Source organism: Arsenicicoccus bolidensis DSM 15745, from assembly GCF_000426385.1.
Classification (GTDB): domain Bacteria; phylum Actinomycetota; class Actinomycetes; order Actinomycetales; family Dermatophilaceae; genus Arsenicicoccus; species Arsenicicoccus bolidensis.
This window is the reverse complement of sequence record NZ_AUFG01000031.1, coordinates 1-15,343: the sequence shown is the minus strand read 5'-3', so window position 1 is coordinate 15,343 and position 15,343 is coordinate 1. Positions and strand designations below refer to the sequence as shown.

General features: G+C 72.0%; 17 protein-coding genes. 6 read left to right on the top strand and 11 right to left on the bottom strand.

The annotated features are described in order from the left end of the window. Positions 1-4: 4 nt before the first annotated feature. From K313_RS24580 to K313_RS0114710, 5 genes are all read left to right on the top strand, one after another. A complete protein-coding gene (locus K313_RS24580; RefSeq protein ID WP_051274159.1) occupies positions 5-838 on the top strand; it encodes a lipase family protein in 834 nt (277 codons plus the stop codon). Positions 839-981: 143 nt separating this feature from the next. Next, entirely contained in the window at positions 982-2,646 is a 1,665-nt protein-coding gene (pgm, locus tag K313_RS0114725; RefSeq protein WP_029212249.1) for a phosphoglucomutase (alpha-D-glucose-1,6-bisphosphate-dependent), read from the top strand. Positions 2,647-2,798: 152 nt separating this feature from the next. Then, positions 2,799-3,599, top strand: coding sequence for an inositol monophosphatase family protein (locus tag K313_RS0114720; protein WP_029212248.1), 801 nt, complete (start codon positions 2,799-2,801; stop codon positions 3,597-3,599). Further along, complete coding sequence (locus K313_RS0114715; RefSeq protein WP_156911413.1) at positions 3,596-4,033, top strand: GNAT family N-acetyltransferase; 438 nt, start codon at positions 3,596-3,598, stop codon at positions 4,031-4,033. Before K313_RS0114720 ends, K313_RS0114715 begins: the two co-directional genes overlap by 4 nt. A gap of 51 nt (positions 4,034-4,084) precedes the next feature. After that, positions 4,085-5,323, top strand: coding sequence for an MFS transporter (locus K313_RS0114710; RefSeq protein WP_029212246.1), 1,239 nt, complete (start codon positions 4,085-4,087; stop codon positions 5,321-5,323). Here the strand turns inward: K313_RS0114710 and K313_RS0114705 are convergent. From K313_RS0114705 to K313_RS0114655, 11 genes are all read right to left on the bottom strand, one after another. Next, positions 5,265-5,807: an ArsR/SmtB family transcription factor gene (locus tag K313_RS0114705; RefSeq protein ID WP_029212245.1), complete on the bottom strand. Its 543-nt coding sequence runs from the start codon at positions 5,805-5,807 to the stop codon at positions 5,265-5,267. The genes K313_RS0114710 and K313_RS0114705 overlap by 59 nt on opposite strands. Beyond that, a complete protein-coding gene (locus tag K313_RS22545; RefSeq protein ID WP_019285622.1) occupies positions 5,807-6,220 on the bottom strand; it encodes a hypothetical protein in 414 nt (137 codons plus the stop codon). Before K313_RS22545 ends, K313_RS0114705 begins: the two co-directional genes overlap by 1 nt. 102 nt (positions 6,221-6,322) lie before the next feature. Further along, positions 6,323-7,243 carry a co-chaperone YbbN gene (locus K313_RS0114695; RefSeq protein ID WP_019285623.1) on the bottom strand — a complete coding sequence of 307 codons (921 nt, stop codon included), beginning with the start codon at positions 7,241-7,243 and terminating at the stop codon, positions 6,323-6,325. Between the two features lie 70 nt (positions 7,244-7,313). Further along, positions 7,314-9,128 carry a coenzyme B12-dependent isobutyryl-CoA mutase large subunit gene (locus K313_RS0114690; protein ID WP_029212244.1) on the bottom strand — a complete coding sequence of 605 codons (1,815 nt, stop codon included), beginning with the start codon at positions 9,126-9,128 and terminating at the stop codon, positions 7,314-7,316. A gap of 94 nt (positions 9,129-9,222) precedes the next feature. After that, positions 9,223-9,738, bottom strand: coding sequence for a MarR family winged helix-turn-helix transcriptional regulator (locus tag K313_RS0114685; RefSeq protein WP_029212243.1), 516 nt, complete (start codon positions 9,736-9,738; stop codon positions 9,223-9,225). 49 nt (positions 9,739-9,787) lie between these two features. Further along, positions 9,788-10,252 (bottom strand): hypothetical protein, encoded by a 465-nt coding sequence (locus tag K313_RS0114680; protein ID WP_029212242.1) that lies wholly within the window; start codon positions 10,250-10,252, stop codon positions 9,788-9,790. After that, complete coding sequence (locus K313_RS0114675) at positions 10,249-10,713, bottom strand: YybH family protein (protein WP_029212241.1); 465 nt, start codon at positions 10,711-10,713, stop codon at positions 10,249-10,251. The genes K313_RS0114680 and K313_RS0114675 overlap by 4 nt, the downstream gene beginning before the upstream one ends. Then, positions 10,710-11,021: a thiamine-binding protein gene (locus K313_RS0114670; RefSeq protein ID WP_029212240.1), complete on the bottom strand. Its 312-nt coding sequence runs from the start codon at positions 11,019-11,021 to the stop codon at positions 10,710-10,712. Before K313_RS0114670 ends, K313_RS0114675 begins: the two co-directional genes overlap by 4 nt. A 22-nt stretch (positions 11,022-11,043) precedes the next feature. Continuing rightward, positions 11,044-11,883, bottom strand: a complete 840-nt coding sequence (locus K313_RS22540) for a DUF4184 family protein (RefSeq protein ID WP_029212239.1) — start codon at positions 11,881-11,883, stop codon at positions 11,044-11,046. Positions 11,884-12,046: 163 nt separating this feature from the next. Further along, a complete protein-coding gene (meaB, locus tag K313_RS0114660; protein ID WP_029212238.1) occupies positions 12,047-13,006 on the bottom strand; it encodes a methylmalonyl Co-A mutase-associated GTPase MeaB in 960 nt (319 codons plus the stop codon). Between the two features lie 137 nt (positions 13,007-13,143). Beyond that, positions 13,144-14,343: an acetyl-CoA C-acetyltransferase gene (locus K313_RS0114655; RefSeq protein ID WP_029212237.1), complete on the bottom strand. Its 1,200-nt coding sequence runs from the start codon at positions 14,341-14,343 to the stop codon at positions 13,144-13,146. 184 nt (positions 14,344-14,527) lie between these two features. Here K313_RS0114655 and mce point away from each other — a divergent pair, with 184 nt between their 5' ends. Continuing rightward, entirely contained in the window at positions 14,528-14,974 is a 447-nt protein-coding gene (mce, locus tag K313_RS0114650) for a methylmalonyl-CoA epimerase (RefSeq protein ID WP_019285631.1), read from the top strand. Positions 14,975-15,343 lie beyond the last annotated feature (369 nt).

Below are 15,343 nucleotides of genomic sequence, written 5' to 3'. Positions count from 1 at the left end.
GGGCATGGGCGACTCGTGCGCCCCGTCCCGCCAGCTCAAGGCGATGTCGGAGTACGAGACGCTGTTCTTCAAGGACCTGCTCTTCCGCGGCTACACGGTCGCCCTGACCGACTACCAGGGGCTCGGGACCGGGCACGCACACCTACATGGTGCGCGAGGCCCAGGGCCACGCGGTGCTCGACATTGCACGCGCCGCGCAGCGGGCAGGCTTCCCCGGCACGGACACCTCCACGCCGATCGGCCTGTCCGGCTACTCGCAGGGCGGTGGCGCCCGGAGCTCAAGGTCAAGGGCACCGTCGCCGGAGCACCCCCCGCCGACCTGTCCAGCGCGGTCCCCGCCAAGATCGACGGGACGCTCTACTCCGCGTTCGAGCTCTACGCGACGGCCGGACTCTTCGCGGCCTACCACGTCGACCCGGCGTCGATCCTCAACGACAAGGGCGTCGCCCTCCTGCCCAAGGTCGAGCAGAACTGCGTGACAGGCCTGTTCGACCTGGCGTTCGTCAAGAGCGCGACGCTCACCAAGGACGGGCTGCCGTTCACGTCCTCCTTCGGTGAGGAGCCGCTGCGAAGCATCCTGGCGGACAACCGGATCGGCAACCGCAAGCCCAACGCCCCGGTGATGATCACGCACTCCGTGTCCGACGACGTCATCCCCTACCCCGTCGGCAAGCAGCTGGCCAAGGACTGGTGCGCCAAGGGCGCCAACGTGTCCTTCCGCCCGCTGCTCGCCCCGGCCCACGTGGGGGGCATCCTCAGCACCTCGGCGCTCGCCCTCCCGTTCTTCGAGGCGAGGTTCGGGGGCCTGCCGCAGGTCAGCACCTGCGCGGTCCTGTGACGGGCGCAGCACCTGACCAACACCTGACCAGCACCTGACCGTATGCCGTCCGCCGCCGTCACCCCGCGTGACGGCGGTGGGCGGCATACGGCTCTCACCGCGCCCGGATGCCCGGGTGCGGCATCCCTGCCAGGATAGGAACCATGACCGCCAACCGTGCAGGACAGCCCGCCGAGCCCCGTGACCTGGTGGACGTGGCCCACCTCGTGACCGCCTACTACACCGGCAAGCCGGACCCTGACGACATCGACCAGCAGGTCGCGTTCGGGACGTCCGGGCACCGCGGGAGCAGCCTGCGGACCGCGTTCAACGAGGACCACATCCTGGCGACGACGCAGGCGATCGTGGACTACCGCACCGAGCAGGGCTTCGACGGCCCGCTGTTCATCGGGCGCGACACGCACGGCCTGTCCGAGCCGGCCTGGGCGTCGGCGCTGGAGGTCCTCGTGGCCAACGACGTGCACGTGATGGTGGACGCGGAGGACCGCTACACCCCGACCCCGGCGGTCTCGCACGCCATCCTGCGGGCCAACCAGGGCAAGATCTCGGGCGTCGACGACCTGCCCGCCGACAGCGGCCTCGCCGACGGCATCGTCGTCACCCCCTCGCACAACCCGCCGAGCGACGGTGGCTTCAAGTACAACCCGCCGCACGGCGGACCCGCCGACACCGACGCGACGGGCTGGATCGCCGAGCGGGCCAACGACTACATCAAGGCCGGGCTCGAGGGCGTCAAGCGCGTGCCGTTCGCCGAGGCCCGGGCCGCGTGCGAGCCCTACGAGTTCAAGCGCATCTACGTCGAGGACCTCGCCAACGTCATCGACCTGGCCGCGATCAAGGAGGCGGGCGTCCGCATCGGCGCGGACCCGCTCGGCGGCGCGGCGGTGGACTACTGGGGCGCCATCGGTGAGCACTACGGCCTCGACCTGACCGTGGTGAACCCGCTCGTCGACCCGACCTGGCGGTTCATGACCCTCGACTGGGACGAGAAGATCCGGATGGACTGCTCCTCCCCCTCCGCGATGGCCTCGCTCATCGCGCAGAAGGACAGCTATGACATCGCGACCGGCAACGACGCGGACTCCGACCGGCACGGCATCGTCACGCCGGACGGCGGCCTGATGAACCCCAACCACTACCTCGCCGTGGCGATCCAGTACCTCTACGGCGGCGGCCGACCCGACTGGCCCGCCGACGGGTTCATCGGCAAGACGCTGGTCTCGTCGTCGATGATCGACCGCGTCGCGGCCGACCTCGGGCGGCGGCTCGTCGAGGTGCCGGTGGGCTTCAAGTGGTTCGTGCCCGGGCTGCTCGACGGCTCCGGTCCGTTCGGCGGCGAGGAGTCGGCGGGCGCGTCCTTCCTGCGCTTCGACGGGTCCGTGTGGTCGACCGACAAGGACGGCATCATCCTGGCCCTGCTCGCCAGCGAGATCCAGGCCAAGACCGGGAAGTCCCCGTCGCAGCACTACGCCGAGCTGGTGGCCCGCCACGGCGACCCGGCCTACGCCCGCGTCGACGCCCCGGCCAACCGCGAGCAGAAGGCCAAGCTCAAGGCGCTCTCCCCGTCGGACGTTGCCGCGGAGTCCCTTGCGGGAGAGCCGATCACGGCCAAGCTGACGGAGGCGCCGGGCAACGGCGCGGCGATCGGCGGCCTCAAGGTGACGACGGAGTCCGCGTGGTTCGCGGCCCGCCCGTCCGGCACCGAGGACGTCTACAAGATCTACGCCGAGTCCTTCAAGGGCCCGGAGCACCTCGCGCAGGTCCAGGAGGAGGCGCGGGCGGTCGTCTCCGCCGCCCTGGGACAGTGACCGACGCCCGACGGCGGTCCTGACCGTATGCCGGAGCCCGGCCGCGTCGCGGATCCCCGCGATGCGGCCGGGCTCTCGTCATACCGCGGGGTGCGCGCGAGGTCGTGAGCGCGGGCGGGTGCACCCCCCGCGGCACCACTAGGCTGACCCCCATGACCTCTGCCGACGACCTCGCCCTCGCCGCCGACCTGGTCCGCTCCGCCGGCACGCTGGCGCTCGAGATGCGCGGCGCGGGCCTCGAGGGGACCCGCAAGACCTCGGTGTCGGACGTGGTCACCGCCGCCGACCACGCGGCGGAGGAGCTCGTGGGCTCGCGGCTGCGGGCCGAGCGACCCGACGACGGCCTCGTCGGCGAGGAGGGGACGAGCGCCCCGGCCACGAGCGGCCGCACGTGGTTCATCGACCCGGTCGACGGGACCTACAACTTCCTGCACGGCATGACGCACTGGTGCTCCGCGCTCGCCCTCGTCGACGCCGAGGGACCGATCCTCGGCGCCGTCTACCACCCCGAGAGCGACCAGCTCTGGCTGGGGGGTCGCGACCACCCGACGACGTGCAACGGCGTGCCCGTCGGCCCGGTCCGCGACCTGTCGCTCGACCTGGTCAGCGCGGCGACCTACCTGCACCCGACGAGGTTCGGCCGGCCCGAGATGATCGCGCCGTGGGCCGAGGCGACCCGGCTGTGCGCGACGGTCCGCATGCTCGGCTCGGCGTCGGTCGACCTCGCCTGGACCGCCGACAGCCGCGTGGGCGTGTGGTACCAAGCGGACTGCCACCCCTGGGACTGGTATCCCGGACAGGCGCTCGTGGAGGCCGCCGGCGGCGTGACGCGGCTGGTGCCGGTCGGGGGACACACCTGGCACGTCGCCGGCTCCCCCACTGCGGTCGACCAGGTGGCCGAGGCGATGATCACCTGCCTGCCCCGCGACGAGCGCGAGGCCGCCGCCCGATGAGCTCGCTGCGACTGACGCGTCTCGGCCACCGCGACGCGCTGCTGGTGCTGGCCGCCGGCGACCTGTTCGGCACCCCGCCCACCGAGGAGGGCGCGCGACGGTTCCTCGAGATGCCCGGGCACCACCTCGTGCTGGCGATCGAGGGCTATCGGCCGGTCGGGTTCGTCAGCGGGGTCGAGATGGGCCACCCCGACAAGGGCACCGAGATGTTCGTCTACGAGCTGGCCGTGGACCCCGCGCAGCAGCGCCGCGGCATCGCCTCCGCCCTGCTCCGCGAGCTGCAGGCGATCGCGACCGAGCGTGGCTGCAGCGCTCTGTGGACGGTCACGGACACCGACAACGAGGCTGCCCTGGCGACCTATCGCTCGCTGGGCGCCCGGGACTCGAGCGGCAAGACCATGATGGAGTGGGATGGCGGGCACGCCACCCGCTGACCCCCAAACAACTGCTTGACGGTATGCCGGGCGCGCCCCTAGGTTGGGCGCATGCCCGCCGTCGACGTCCTGCGCCTGCCGTCCTTCGCGTGGTACTTCACGGCCCGATCCGTCTCGTGGCTCGGGACCAGCATGGTGGGTGTGGCCCTGGCGTTCGCGGTGCTGGAGATCGGCGACGCGACGGCGCTGGCGCAGGTCCTCGCGGCGCGGACCGTCGCGCTGTGCCCGTGCCTGCTGCTCGGCGGAGCGGTCGGGGACCGGTTCTCCCGCCGACTCGTGCTGCAGGTCTCCCACGCCCTGACCGCCGCCACGCAGGGCGCTGCGGCATACCTGCTGATCACCGGACAGGCCGAGGTCTGGCACATCCTGGTGCTCGAGTCGCTCAACGGCGCCGTCTCGGCGTTCACCATGCCCGCGATGCAGGGCATCATCCCGCAGGTGGTGCCGAGATCGGCTCTGCAGCAAGCCAACTCGCTCGTCGCCTTCAGCCGTAACGGGCTGTTCGTCCTCGGTCCGACGCTGGGGGCGTTGCTCGTCGTCACCGCCGGCGCGGGCTGGGCCCTGGCGATCGACGCGGCCACCTATCTCGTGGCCCTCGCCTGCCTGGCCAGGCTGCGCCTCCCCCACCGCCCACCGACCGGCGAACCCACGACCATGCTGCAGGAGCTCAAGGAGGGGTGGGGCGCCGTGCGGTCCCGCCGCTGGCTGTGGGTGGTCGTGGTCGTCTTCGGCGTGCTCAACGCCATCCACACGGGCGCCTGGAGCGTGCTCGGTCCCGTCGTCGCCAGCTCCGACCCCCACCTCGGCGCCCACGGCTGGGGCCTGGTCGTGAGCGCGGAAGCCGTCGGCACGGTCCTGATCACCGTCCTGTGGCTACGGGTCCCCCTGCGCCGTCCGCTGCTCGTGGGCATGGCGGGCATCACGGCCTTCGCCCTCCCGCTCACGATGCTCGGGCTCCAGGCGGAGGTGTGGCCCCTGCTGGCGGCGGCCGTGCTCGGCGGCATCGGCATCGGCATCGAGACCTTCGGTGTGGGGTGGAACCTCGCCCTGACCGACCAGATCCCCGAGCACCTGCTCTCCAGGGTCTCTGCCTACGACATGCTGGGCGGATTCGTCGCCATGCCCATCGGGCAGCTGACCTTCGGCTGGCGCGGCACCCGGCACGACCCGCACGCGGTGCTGCTGTGGTCGGCTGCCGCCTACGCCGCGATCGGCCTCGCCACGCTCCTGGTCAAGGACGTCCGGGACCTGCGCTGCGATCCTGCTCCATCCGGAACGCCACCAGCGTGACGTCGACGGACACCGCGCCCTCCGTCCGGGGCGGCACGGCCCGGGCGTGCACCGTGCGCGACAGCTCGCGCATCCCCTCGAGCACCTCGTCCCACGCCTGCTGCGGCAGCCAGACCTCGGCGTCCGTGACGTGGCCGGGGGCCGACGCGTCGCGCATCAGGCTGCGGCGGCCCAGCTCCTGCACCACCGCCGCGAGGAAGGACCCGTCCTCGTCCGGGCCCGTCCGCCCCTCACGGTCCCAGGGGTGGCGGTAGCGGACCGTCATACCGCCGCGGACCCGCTCCTCGGACGCCACCTCGATCAGCCCCGCCCCCAGGAGCGCCCGCAGGTGATAGCTCGCGTTGGCCTGGGTGATGTCGAGCTCGCGCGACACCTCGGTGGCGCTGAGCTCGGCCCCGGTCAGGAGCGACAGCATCCGCAGGCGCAGCGGATGGGCCACCGCCCGCAGGCGCCGGCGCTCCTCGTCGGTCGCGTCCTGCCCCATCAGCGGAGGGTCAGGCCCTCGGCGGCGAAGTGGTCCCGACCCCGGCGGGTGATCTCGTCGAGCTCGTCGAACAACGCCTCGTCGACCTTGGTGAAGGTGAAGCAGGACTTGCCCTGCATCCTCTTGCGCAGCTCCGGCGACATGTCGGCGACCGTCTCGGGCCGCAGGTAGGCGCACATCAGGTGATAGCTGACATAGCGCTTGCCGAGCCGGACCCCGGCGAAGGAGATCCCGTCGGAGTAGTTGCGAAACGGCGCGCCGAGCAGCAGGTAGCTGCCGGGGTCGGGCGCCTGCGCCTCCTTGCGACCGCCGTCGCAGTTGGCCTCCGTGACGTTGTCGGTCGTGCGGAACACGTCCCCGTGCACCGACAGTCGACGGACGAGCTCGTCGTAGACCGGCTGCAGGTCGGGCATCGGCGCTCCTGGGTGTGTCGGGGACGTCGTGGGCGGATCTACCTGAGGTAGTCACATCGACCTGGGGTGCCAACCCCGGCGGACGTGCCTACCTGAGGTAGGTCAGAAGAGGGCGGACATGAGGGACGTGCGGCCCTTCTTGACGCGCGGGTCGTCGTTGCCCACGACGTCGAAGAGGGTGATCAGGTGCAGGCGGACCGTCTCGCGGTCGTCGCCGGCCAGCGTGCGCACCAGGTCGACGAGCCGCAGGAAGGCGTCCTCCACGTGCCCGCCCATGACGTCGAGGTCGGCCACGAGCAGCTGCGCGCCCACGTCGGACGGGTCGTCGGCCGCGGCCTGGCGGGCGGCCTGCAGGTCGACACCGGTGGTGCGCTCGAGCAGGTCGACCTGGGCCTTGCCCACCTGGGCGTCGCGGTCCTGGGGGTCCTTGGCCAGGGCCTTGTCGTATGCCGCCCGGGCGCCCTCGAAGTCACCGCGCTCGAGGGCGGTGAAGGCCTCCTCGTGCTCCGGCGACATCGGGACCTCGGCGTCGGGGTCGGCCTGCTCCCCCACGTCGACCCGGCCGGTGATGCCGTTGGCGACGGCGACCTTGAGCAGCTCGTCGACGTACTGCTGGATGACGGCCTTGGGCTGGCTGCCGACGAACAGCGGCACGGGCTGGCCCTGGAGCAGGCCGACCGCCATGGGGATCTGCTGCACCTGCAGCGCCTGCGCGAGGCCGGGGTTGCTGTCGACGTCGACCGTCGCGAGCACGAACCGATCACCGCTGGCCTCGGCGACGGCGGCGAAGTCGGCGACGACCTCCTGGCCGCCCCGGGTGGCGCTCCACACGAGCAGCACGGACGGCACGCTGACCGACTGCTGCATGATCTGCTGGATCGTGGCCTCGGTGGCCTCCACCACGACCGGGGAGCCCTGGCGGGCGCCCCCACCCTGGGCGGGGGCGCCGGCGGGCTGCTGGCTGAGTCCGGACAGGTCGACCGCACCACGAGCGGCGGCGTTGGAGAACGGCTGCGACGTCATACGGGCATTGTGTCGCACCCGGTCCGCTGCCGGGTAACCGGACGCCGCGCTCGATCCGGCACGAGCGGGATCAGAAGCGAGCAGGCTCGCGGTAGATGCCCCACTCGTCGCGCAGCGCGTCGCAGATCTCGCCCAGCGTCGCCTCGGCGCGGACCGCGTCGAGCATCGCCGGGATCATGTTGTCCGAGGTGCGGGACACCTCGACCATCCGCCGGACGGCGTCGGCCGCGATCTCCTCGTTGCGCCCCGCGCGACGCTGGCCGAGCGCGGCCACCTGCTCGCGCTCCACCTCGTGCGAGACGCGCAGGATGTCGAGCTCGGAGCTGACCGACTCGGTGAGGCAGTTGACGCCGACGATGCGCTTCTGGCCCGACTCGAGCGCCAGCTGGTGCGTGAAGGCCGCGTCCCCGATCTCGGACATGAACCAGCCCTCCTCGATGCCGCGCAGGATGCCGGACGTCATCGGCCACAGACCGCCCTCGGCGACGCCGACGTTGTCGCGGACGACCTCGGCCAGCCTGGCCTTGTCGGAGGACTCGACCGGGACCTTGCCCATCGACAGGATGCGGGTGAAGATCGCCTCCGCCTCGGCCTCGATCGTGTCGGTCAGGGCCTCGACGTACCACGAACCGCCCAGCGGGTCGGCGACATTGGTGATGCCGGTCTCCTCCATGAGCACCTGCTGTGTGCGCAGCGCGATCTCCGCGGACTGCTCGGTCGGGAGGGCGAGGGTCTCGTCGAGCGCGTTGGTGTGCAGCGAGTTGGTGCCGCCCAGGACCGCGGCGAGCGCCTCGACGGCGGTGCGCACGACGTTGTTGTAGGGCTGCTGGGCGGTGAGGGACACCCCGGCCGTCTGCGTGTGGAAGCGCAGCTGCATCGCCTTGTCGGAGGTGGCGCCGTAGACGTCGCGCATCCAGCGCGCCCAGATGCGGCGGGCCGCGCGGAACTTGGCGATCTCCTCGAAGAAGTCGACGTGGGAGTCGAAGAAGAAGGACAGGCCCGGGGCGAACGAGTTGATGTCCAGGCCTCGCGAGAGGCCGAGCTCGACGTAGCCGAAGCCGTCGGCGAGGGTGAACGCGAGCTCCTGCGCGGCCGTGGAGCCGGCCTCGCGGATGTGGTAGCCGGAGACCGAGAGCGGCTTGTAGGCCTTGATGTTCTCGTCGCAGTAGGCCATCAGGTCGCCGATGAGGCGCAGGTGCGGCTCGGGGGCGAACAGCCACTCCTTCTGCGCGATGTACTCCTTGAAGATGTCCGTCTGCAGCGTGCCGTTGAGGGTCGAGATGTCGACGCCCTGGCGCTCGGCGGCCACGAGGTACATGCAGAAGACCGGGACGGCGGGCCCGGAGACCGTCATCGAGGTGGTGGTGTCGCCCATGGGGATGTCGCTGAACAGGACGTCCATGTCGGACGCCGAGTCGATGGCGACGCCGCAGTGGCCGACCTCGCCGAGGCTCATCGGGTCGTCGGAGTCGCGGCCCATGAGGGTCGGCATGTCGAAGGCGACCGAGAGGCCACCGCCGCCGCGCGCCAGGATCATCTTGTAGCGCTCGTTGGTCTGCACCGCGTTGCCGAACCCGGCGAACTGGCGGATCGTCCAGCTGCGCCCGCGGTAGCCCGTCGCGTGCAGCCCTCGGGTGTAGGGGAACTCGCCGGGCCAGCCGATGCGGTCCATGCGCTCGTCGGCGGCGGCCTGCTCGTCGGTGGGGCCGTAGACCGGGTCGACCTCGACGCCGGACAGGGTGGTGAAGTCGGCGGTGCGGATGCGGCCCTTGGCCACGGCCTCGTCGTACCGCTCCTGCCACCGGCGACGCCCGTCGCGGCGACGCTCGGGCGAGTCGGCGGCGGGTGCGGCGGAGGCGCTGCGCTGGGTCTCCTGGATGGTCATGGGCCCCAATTTACTAGGACGTCCTAGTAAATGTCACCATGCTGGCGTCGTGGATCGCGTCAGGCGCCTCGGGCTCCTCTCGAAGCCCGAGGTCTCACGAGGTGAAGTCGCCACCAGCCACGCGCACCCGCCGCAGCAGGGCGAACAGCTGCTCGTGCTCGTGCGTCGTCAGCACGTCCAGCCCGAAGTCCAGCTCGTGCAGGTCCTGCGTCGCCGCCTCCATCACCGCGCGGCCCTCGTCGGTGATCTGGGCGAGCGTGCCGCGACCGTCCGCCGGGTTGGGCACCCGCTGCACGAATCCCTGTGCCTCGAGCCGCTGGACGATGCTCGTGGCGCTGGTCGGGTGGACCATGAGCCGTTCCCCGATGACGCTCATCGGCAGCCCGCTGTCGCGGCCGAAGGTCAGCAGCACCAGCGCCTCGTAGCGCGCGAAGGTCAGCCCGTGCTGCGCGCACGCCTGGTCGAAGGCCGTCGTGAGCATCTGCGCAACCCGCAGCAGGCTCGTGGCCGTCGCCATCTGCCGGGACGGCGCGGCCTCGCCCCAGCGTTCGCGCCACGAGCTCTCGGCGCGGGCGATCGGGTCGAACGGCAGGTTGAGGGGGGCGGTCACCTGGGCAGGATAGAGGGCCGTATGCCGCGGCGCCCGGCGTTCGGCGGGGTCAGCCCCTCGCGCGGCGCTGCACCAGGACGAGGCCGACGAGGGCGAGCGCCGTGCCGAGGCCCGGCACCCAGAACCGCAGGCCGTAGGTCGTCGGCCCCTCGTGCGACACCGCCGTGCCCGTCAGCAGGCCGGTGTGCGCCTTGATCCGAAGGTCGTCCGAGGGGCCCAGCGGCGTGTCGTCGTCGGCCGAGCAGTCGACGTCCGTCTCCCGGAGCGTGGCGTCCGTGGGGTCCACCCAGGTCACGCGGCACCGGTCGCCGCCCTGCACGGCCACGACGGAGGAGTCCACGTCGTGGCTGGTGATCCAGGCTCCCCAGCCGAGCATGCCCGCCACCACCGCGAGCACCCCCACCGCGACGAGCCCCTCGGGCAGGTGGGAGCGGTGCCGCCGCCAGGACAGGACGAGCGTCGCGAGCACGGTCAGGCCGACGAGCAGCGCCAGCACCACGAGGATGTCGGTCATCGTCGCCCTCCCTCGCGCGGCTCACGGTAGTCGGTCGGGTCGAGCCCGCCGTCCCCCGCGACGTGCGTCTCCACGCCGGGGACCGTGTCGGTGTTGTGGGCGCTGACGGCGCGCCACCCGTCCTGGCCGCGGCGTCCGACGAGGGTCAGCACGCCGCGACGCTCGCCGGCCGGCTCCCCCGCCGGCGAGAGCTGACCGGTCAGCGACCACTGCGCCACGACCACGGCGACCTCGCCGAGGCGGCGGACGCGACGACGGCGGAGCGTCATACGGCTCTGCCCGAAGATCCGCTGGAAGCCGTAGGCGTGCGCTCCCCTGATCCCCGCCCGGTCGCGCCACCACAGCCCCACGACGTTGACGAAGTCCGCGTCGGCGGTGAACAGGTCTGCCAGGGCGTCGGGGTCGTGGTCGTTCCAGGCCTCGACGAACGCGTCAGCCAGCTGCTCGGGCTCGGCGATCACGAGGGGCGGTCGGCGAGCTTGGCCTCGAGGCGCTCCAGCTTGCCGTCGAGCTCGCCCGTCCGGCCCGGGCGCAGGTCGGCCTTGAGGACGAGGCTGACGCGGGGGCTGCGCTCGGCGCAGGCGTCGCACGCGCGCTTGATCACCGCCATGCACTCGTCCCACTCGCCCTCGATCGTGGTGAACATCGCGTCCGTGCGATGGGACAGGCCAGAGTCGCGGACCACCGCGATGACGTCGGCGACCGCGTCGGAGACCGAGCCGGTCTCGTCGGCGGCGGTGGCGGGAGCGATCGAGAAGGCGAAGAGCATGCCTCGATCCTAGGGCGAGGCCTCAGCGCGCCTGGTCGGGGGTGCGTTCGTGGGCGCGGTCGATGCTGCGGTCGTCGGCTGGGACGATGGCGTCGGGCCGGCCCGACCCGTCCGGCCCGTCCACCGGCGCCACGAGCTGCCACACGACGCAGAGCACCAGCAGGACCGCGGCACCCGCCGCGATGCCTGACGTGAGCATGTAGTAGAGCAAGGCGTGGGTCCCCATGTAGGGGCCCACCGTGATCATCGTGCGGACCGCGAGCGCCGCCGCGACGATGACGGGGGCGCGCACGATCCACGGGGCCAGGTCGGGTCGCAGCCGGGGCGTGCGATGCACCCGCCGGTCCCGCAGCTCGCGCCACATCACCCACGCGATCGCGACCAGGCCGAGGACGGAGAAGGCATACATGAGCCAACGAGCCACCGGGATGCCCGCGACGACCTGGTTGAGGAAGGGCACCCGCGTCGTCGTCCAGCTCGGCTCGTGCGTGAACTGGTCCCAGCCCAGGTGACCCAGGTTGGCGAGCAGCACCGCGAGCGGGACCGACCACCACGCGGAGCGAGGGAGGGCGCGGCGGCGGCGCAGCCGGTCCCGCAGGGCGTCGGGGGCGGCGTCACGCAGCGGCTCGGCGAGCAGGTAGGTCCAGGCGACGACCATCAGGATGCCGACGGGCAGGTCGAACACCGCGAGACCGAACCAGGTGTGCGTCCACGAGTGCCCCTCGTCACGGCTGCCCAGCAACCCGCCGGGGACGTAGAGCGGCACGTCGGGAGACAGCGATCCGGCCACCAGCGCGGTCAGCGGCAGGCCGCTGCGGCGCAGCGGCAGCACCAGAGCGGGGTGGGCGAGGGTGAAGGGCACCTCACCACTGTACGCAACCGCGGGTGGGCATCGCGTGACGAATCGGACATCGTGACGGGGGGCCCGTGGATCGGCATACGGCACAACGAAACTGCTGGTGACCTCGGACGAGAACCCGTCCGACCCCGGTCGGCTGTGGCCGATCGGCTCGGGCCAGGTCACGTCACGTCAGGTCGCCGATGACTTGGTCGGCCGCGGCGTAGGGGTCGCTCAGGCCGTCGACCACGGCCGCGGCCAGGGCCTCCATGCCGTGGTCGCCACGCAGGTCACCCATGCGCTCGCGCAGGCCCTTGATGACGATCGACTCGATCTCGTCGGTCGCCCGCTTGAGGCGTCGCTGGCGCAGGACGCCCTTGTCGGTCATCCACGCGACGTGCTTGTCGAGCGCCTCGACGACCTCATCGACGCCCTCGTGCTTGTGGGCGACGGTCTTGATGACCGGTGGCCGCCACAGCCCGGCCTCGGTGCGGTCGCCGAGCGAGATCATGTGGCGGATGTCGCGCACGGTGTTGTCGGCGCCGTCGCGGTCGGCCTTGTTGACCACGAAGACGTCGCCGATCTCGAGGATCCCGGCCTTGGCGGCCTGGATGCCGTCGCCCATCCCCGGCGCCAGCAGGACGATCGTCGTGTCGGCCAGCCCCACGACCTCGACCTCGCTCTGCCCGACGCCGACGGTCTCGACGAGGATCACGTCGCAGCCCGCGGCGTCGAGGACCCGCAACGCCTGCGGCGTGGTCCAGGACAGGCCGCCGAGGTGACCGCGGGAGGCCATCGAGCGGATGTAGACCTGCGGGTCGAGCACGTGGTCGGCCATGCGGATGCGGTCGCCGAGGAGCGCGCCGCCGGAGAACGGCGACGACGGGTCCACGGCGAGGACCCCGACGCGCAGGTCCCGCTGGCGCAGCGCGGTGACGAGCGCGTTGGTGGAGGTCGACTTGCCGACGCCCGGGGAGCCGGTGATCCCGATGACGTGGGCGTGCCCGGTGTGGGGCGCGAGCGCCGCCATCACCTCGCGCAGCGCCGGATGGGCGTCCTCCACCATCGAGATGAGGCGGGCGACCGCGCGGGGGCGGCCGGCGCGGGCCTGCTCGACGAGGGACGGGATGTCGACCTGGCGGGACACGGTTGTCAGCTCCTCCTGCGTGGTGCGCCGCTCGTGCTGGCGAGCGGCGTGGTCGTACCTACCGGGGGCGAAGGCATCAGCCTGCGGTGCGAAGGCCGGTCGATGCCTCTGCCCCCGGCGGGTCTGCTACTGGGCGACTACTGGGCGACCTTGATGATCAGCGCGTCACCCTGGCCGCCGCCACCGCACAGCGCGGCCACGCCGGTGCCGCCGCCGCGGCGTCCCAGCTCCAGGGCGAGGTGCAGCACGATGCGGGCGCCGGACATGCCGAGCGGGTGGCCGAGCGCGATCGCGCCGCCGTCGACGTTGACCTTGTCGGCGTCCACGCCGAGCTCGCGCGTCGAGGCGATCCCCACGGCCGCGAAGGCCTCGTTGATCTCGATCAGGTCGAGGTCGGTGGGGGCGATGCCCTCCTTGCGGCAGGCGGCGGCGATCGCGTTGGCGGGCTGCTGCTGCAGGGACGAGTCGGGGCCGGCGACGTTGCCGTGCGCGCCGATCTCGGCGATCCAGGTGAGGCCGAGCTCCTCGGCCTTGGCCTTGCTCATGACGACCACGGCGGCGGCGCCGTCGGAGATCTGCGAGGCCGTGCCGGCGGTGATCGTGCCGTCCTTGGTGAAGGCCGGACGCAGCTTGCCGAGGGACTCCGTCGTCGTGTCGCCGCGCACGCCCTCGTCGGTGCGGAACTCGATCGGGTCGCCCTTGCGCTGCGGGATCGTGACGGGCACGACCTCTTCGTCATACCGACCGGCCTCCCACGCGGCCGCGGCCAGCTGGTGCGAGCGCGCGGCGAACGCGTCCTGCTCCTCGCGGGACACCGCCAGGTCGCCGGAGTTCTCCGCCTCGGTCAGCAGGCCCATCGGCTGCTCGGTGAAGACGTCCCACAGGCCGTCGACCACCATCGAGTCGGCCAGGGTGGCGTCGCCGTACTTGAAGCCGTCGCGCGACTTGGCGAGCAGGTGAGGCGCGTTGGTCATCGACTCCTGGCCGCCGGCCACGATCACGTCGAACTCCCCCGCGCGGATCAGCTGGTCGGCCAGGGCGATCGCGTCGAGCCCGGACAGGCACACCTTGTTGACCGTCACGGCGGGGACGCTCATCGGGATGCCGGCCTTGACGGCGGCCTGGCGGGCGGGGATCTGACCGACGCCGGCACCGAGGACCTGGCCCATGATGACGTACTCGACCTGGTCGGGAGCCACGCCGGACTTGTCGAGCGCACCCTTGATGGCGACGGCGCCGAGGTCGGCCCCGGAGAACCCCTTGAGGGAGCCCATGAGCCGGCCCATCGGGGTCCGGGCGCCGGCCACGATGACGGACGGACTGGCAGTTGCGGACATTGAAGAGGCCTCCAGCAGCGGTGGTGGGTCAGGCTCGTGCCCGCCCACCTTATCCAGGTGCCGGCGCCCCGCCCTGCGGAGGGTGACGGGCGTCGCGTCGTGCGGGGACGTGAGCCTCGTCATACCGCGCCGCCGGTCGGCCCCCGGGTGAGTGGCCGCAGACCCCCGGTCCTAGGCTGGAGGCATGGCTGACAACACGCTGCAGGGACTGTTCACGCACATCGACCACGTCGGCATCGCGGTCCGCGACCTCGACGAGGCCATCGAGTTCTACGAGACGAAGTACGGCATGACGATGGCCCACCGCGAGGTCAACGAGGAGCAGGGCGTCGCCGAGGCGATGATGGCGGTCGGCGACTCGACCTCCCACATCCAGCTGCTCGCCCCCCTCAACGAGCAGAGCACGATCGCCAAGTTCATCGACAAGTCCGGCGTCGGCATGCAGCAGATGGCCTACCGCGTCGAGTCCATCGACGACGTGTGCGCGACGCTGAAGGAGCGCGGCCTGCGCCTGCTCTACCCCGAGCCCAAGCGCGGGACGGCGGGGTCGCGCATCAACTTCATCCACCCCAAGGACGCCGGTGGCGTGCTGGTCGAGCTCGTCGAGCCCGCGCCGGGTGGCATGCACTGACCTCAGGCCTCGGCCGTATGCCGGGAGCGCCCGGCCCCACGCGGGGTCGGGCGCTCGCACGTCCTGCCCCCAGCCCGCCTGTCCTGTCCTGACCCGCCTGCCCTGACCCGCCTGCCCTGACCCGCCTGCCCTGACCCGCCTGCCCTGACCCGCCTGTCCTGACCCGCCTGCCCTGACCCGCCTGCCCTGACCCGCCTGTCCTGACCCGCCTGTCCTGACTCCCCCGGCGTGCGACCCTCCGTCCACCGTCTTCGCCGTCGTCCCCCGTCTTGGCCTGCATCCCCCGTCTCGAGCTGCAGCACCAGACGGACGACGCTCGTCGAGACCAGGGATGGCCGCCGAGACCATGGATGGCCGCGAATTCGGGCG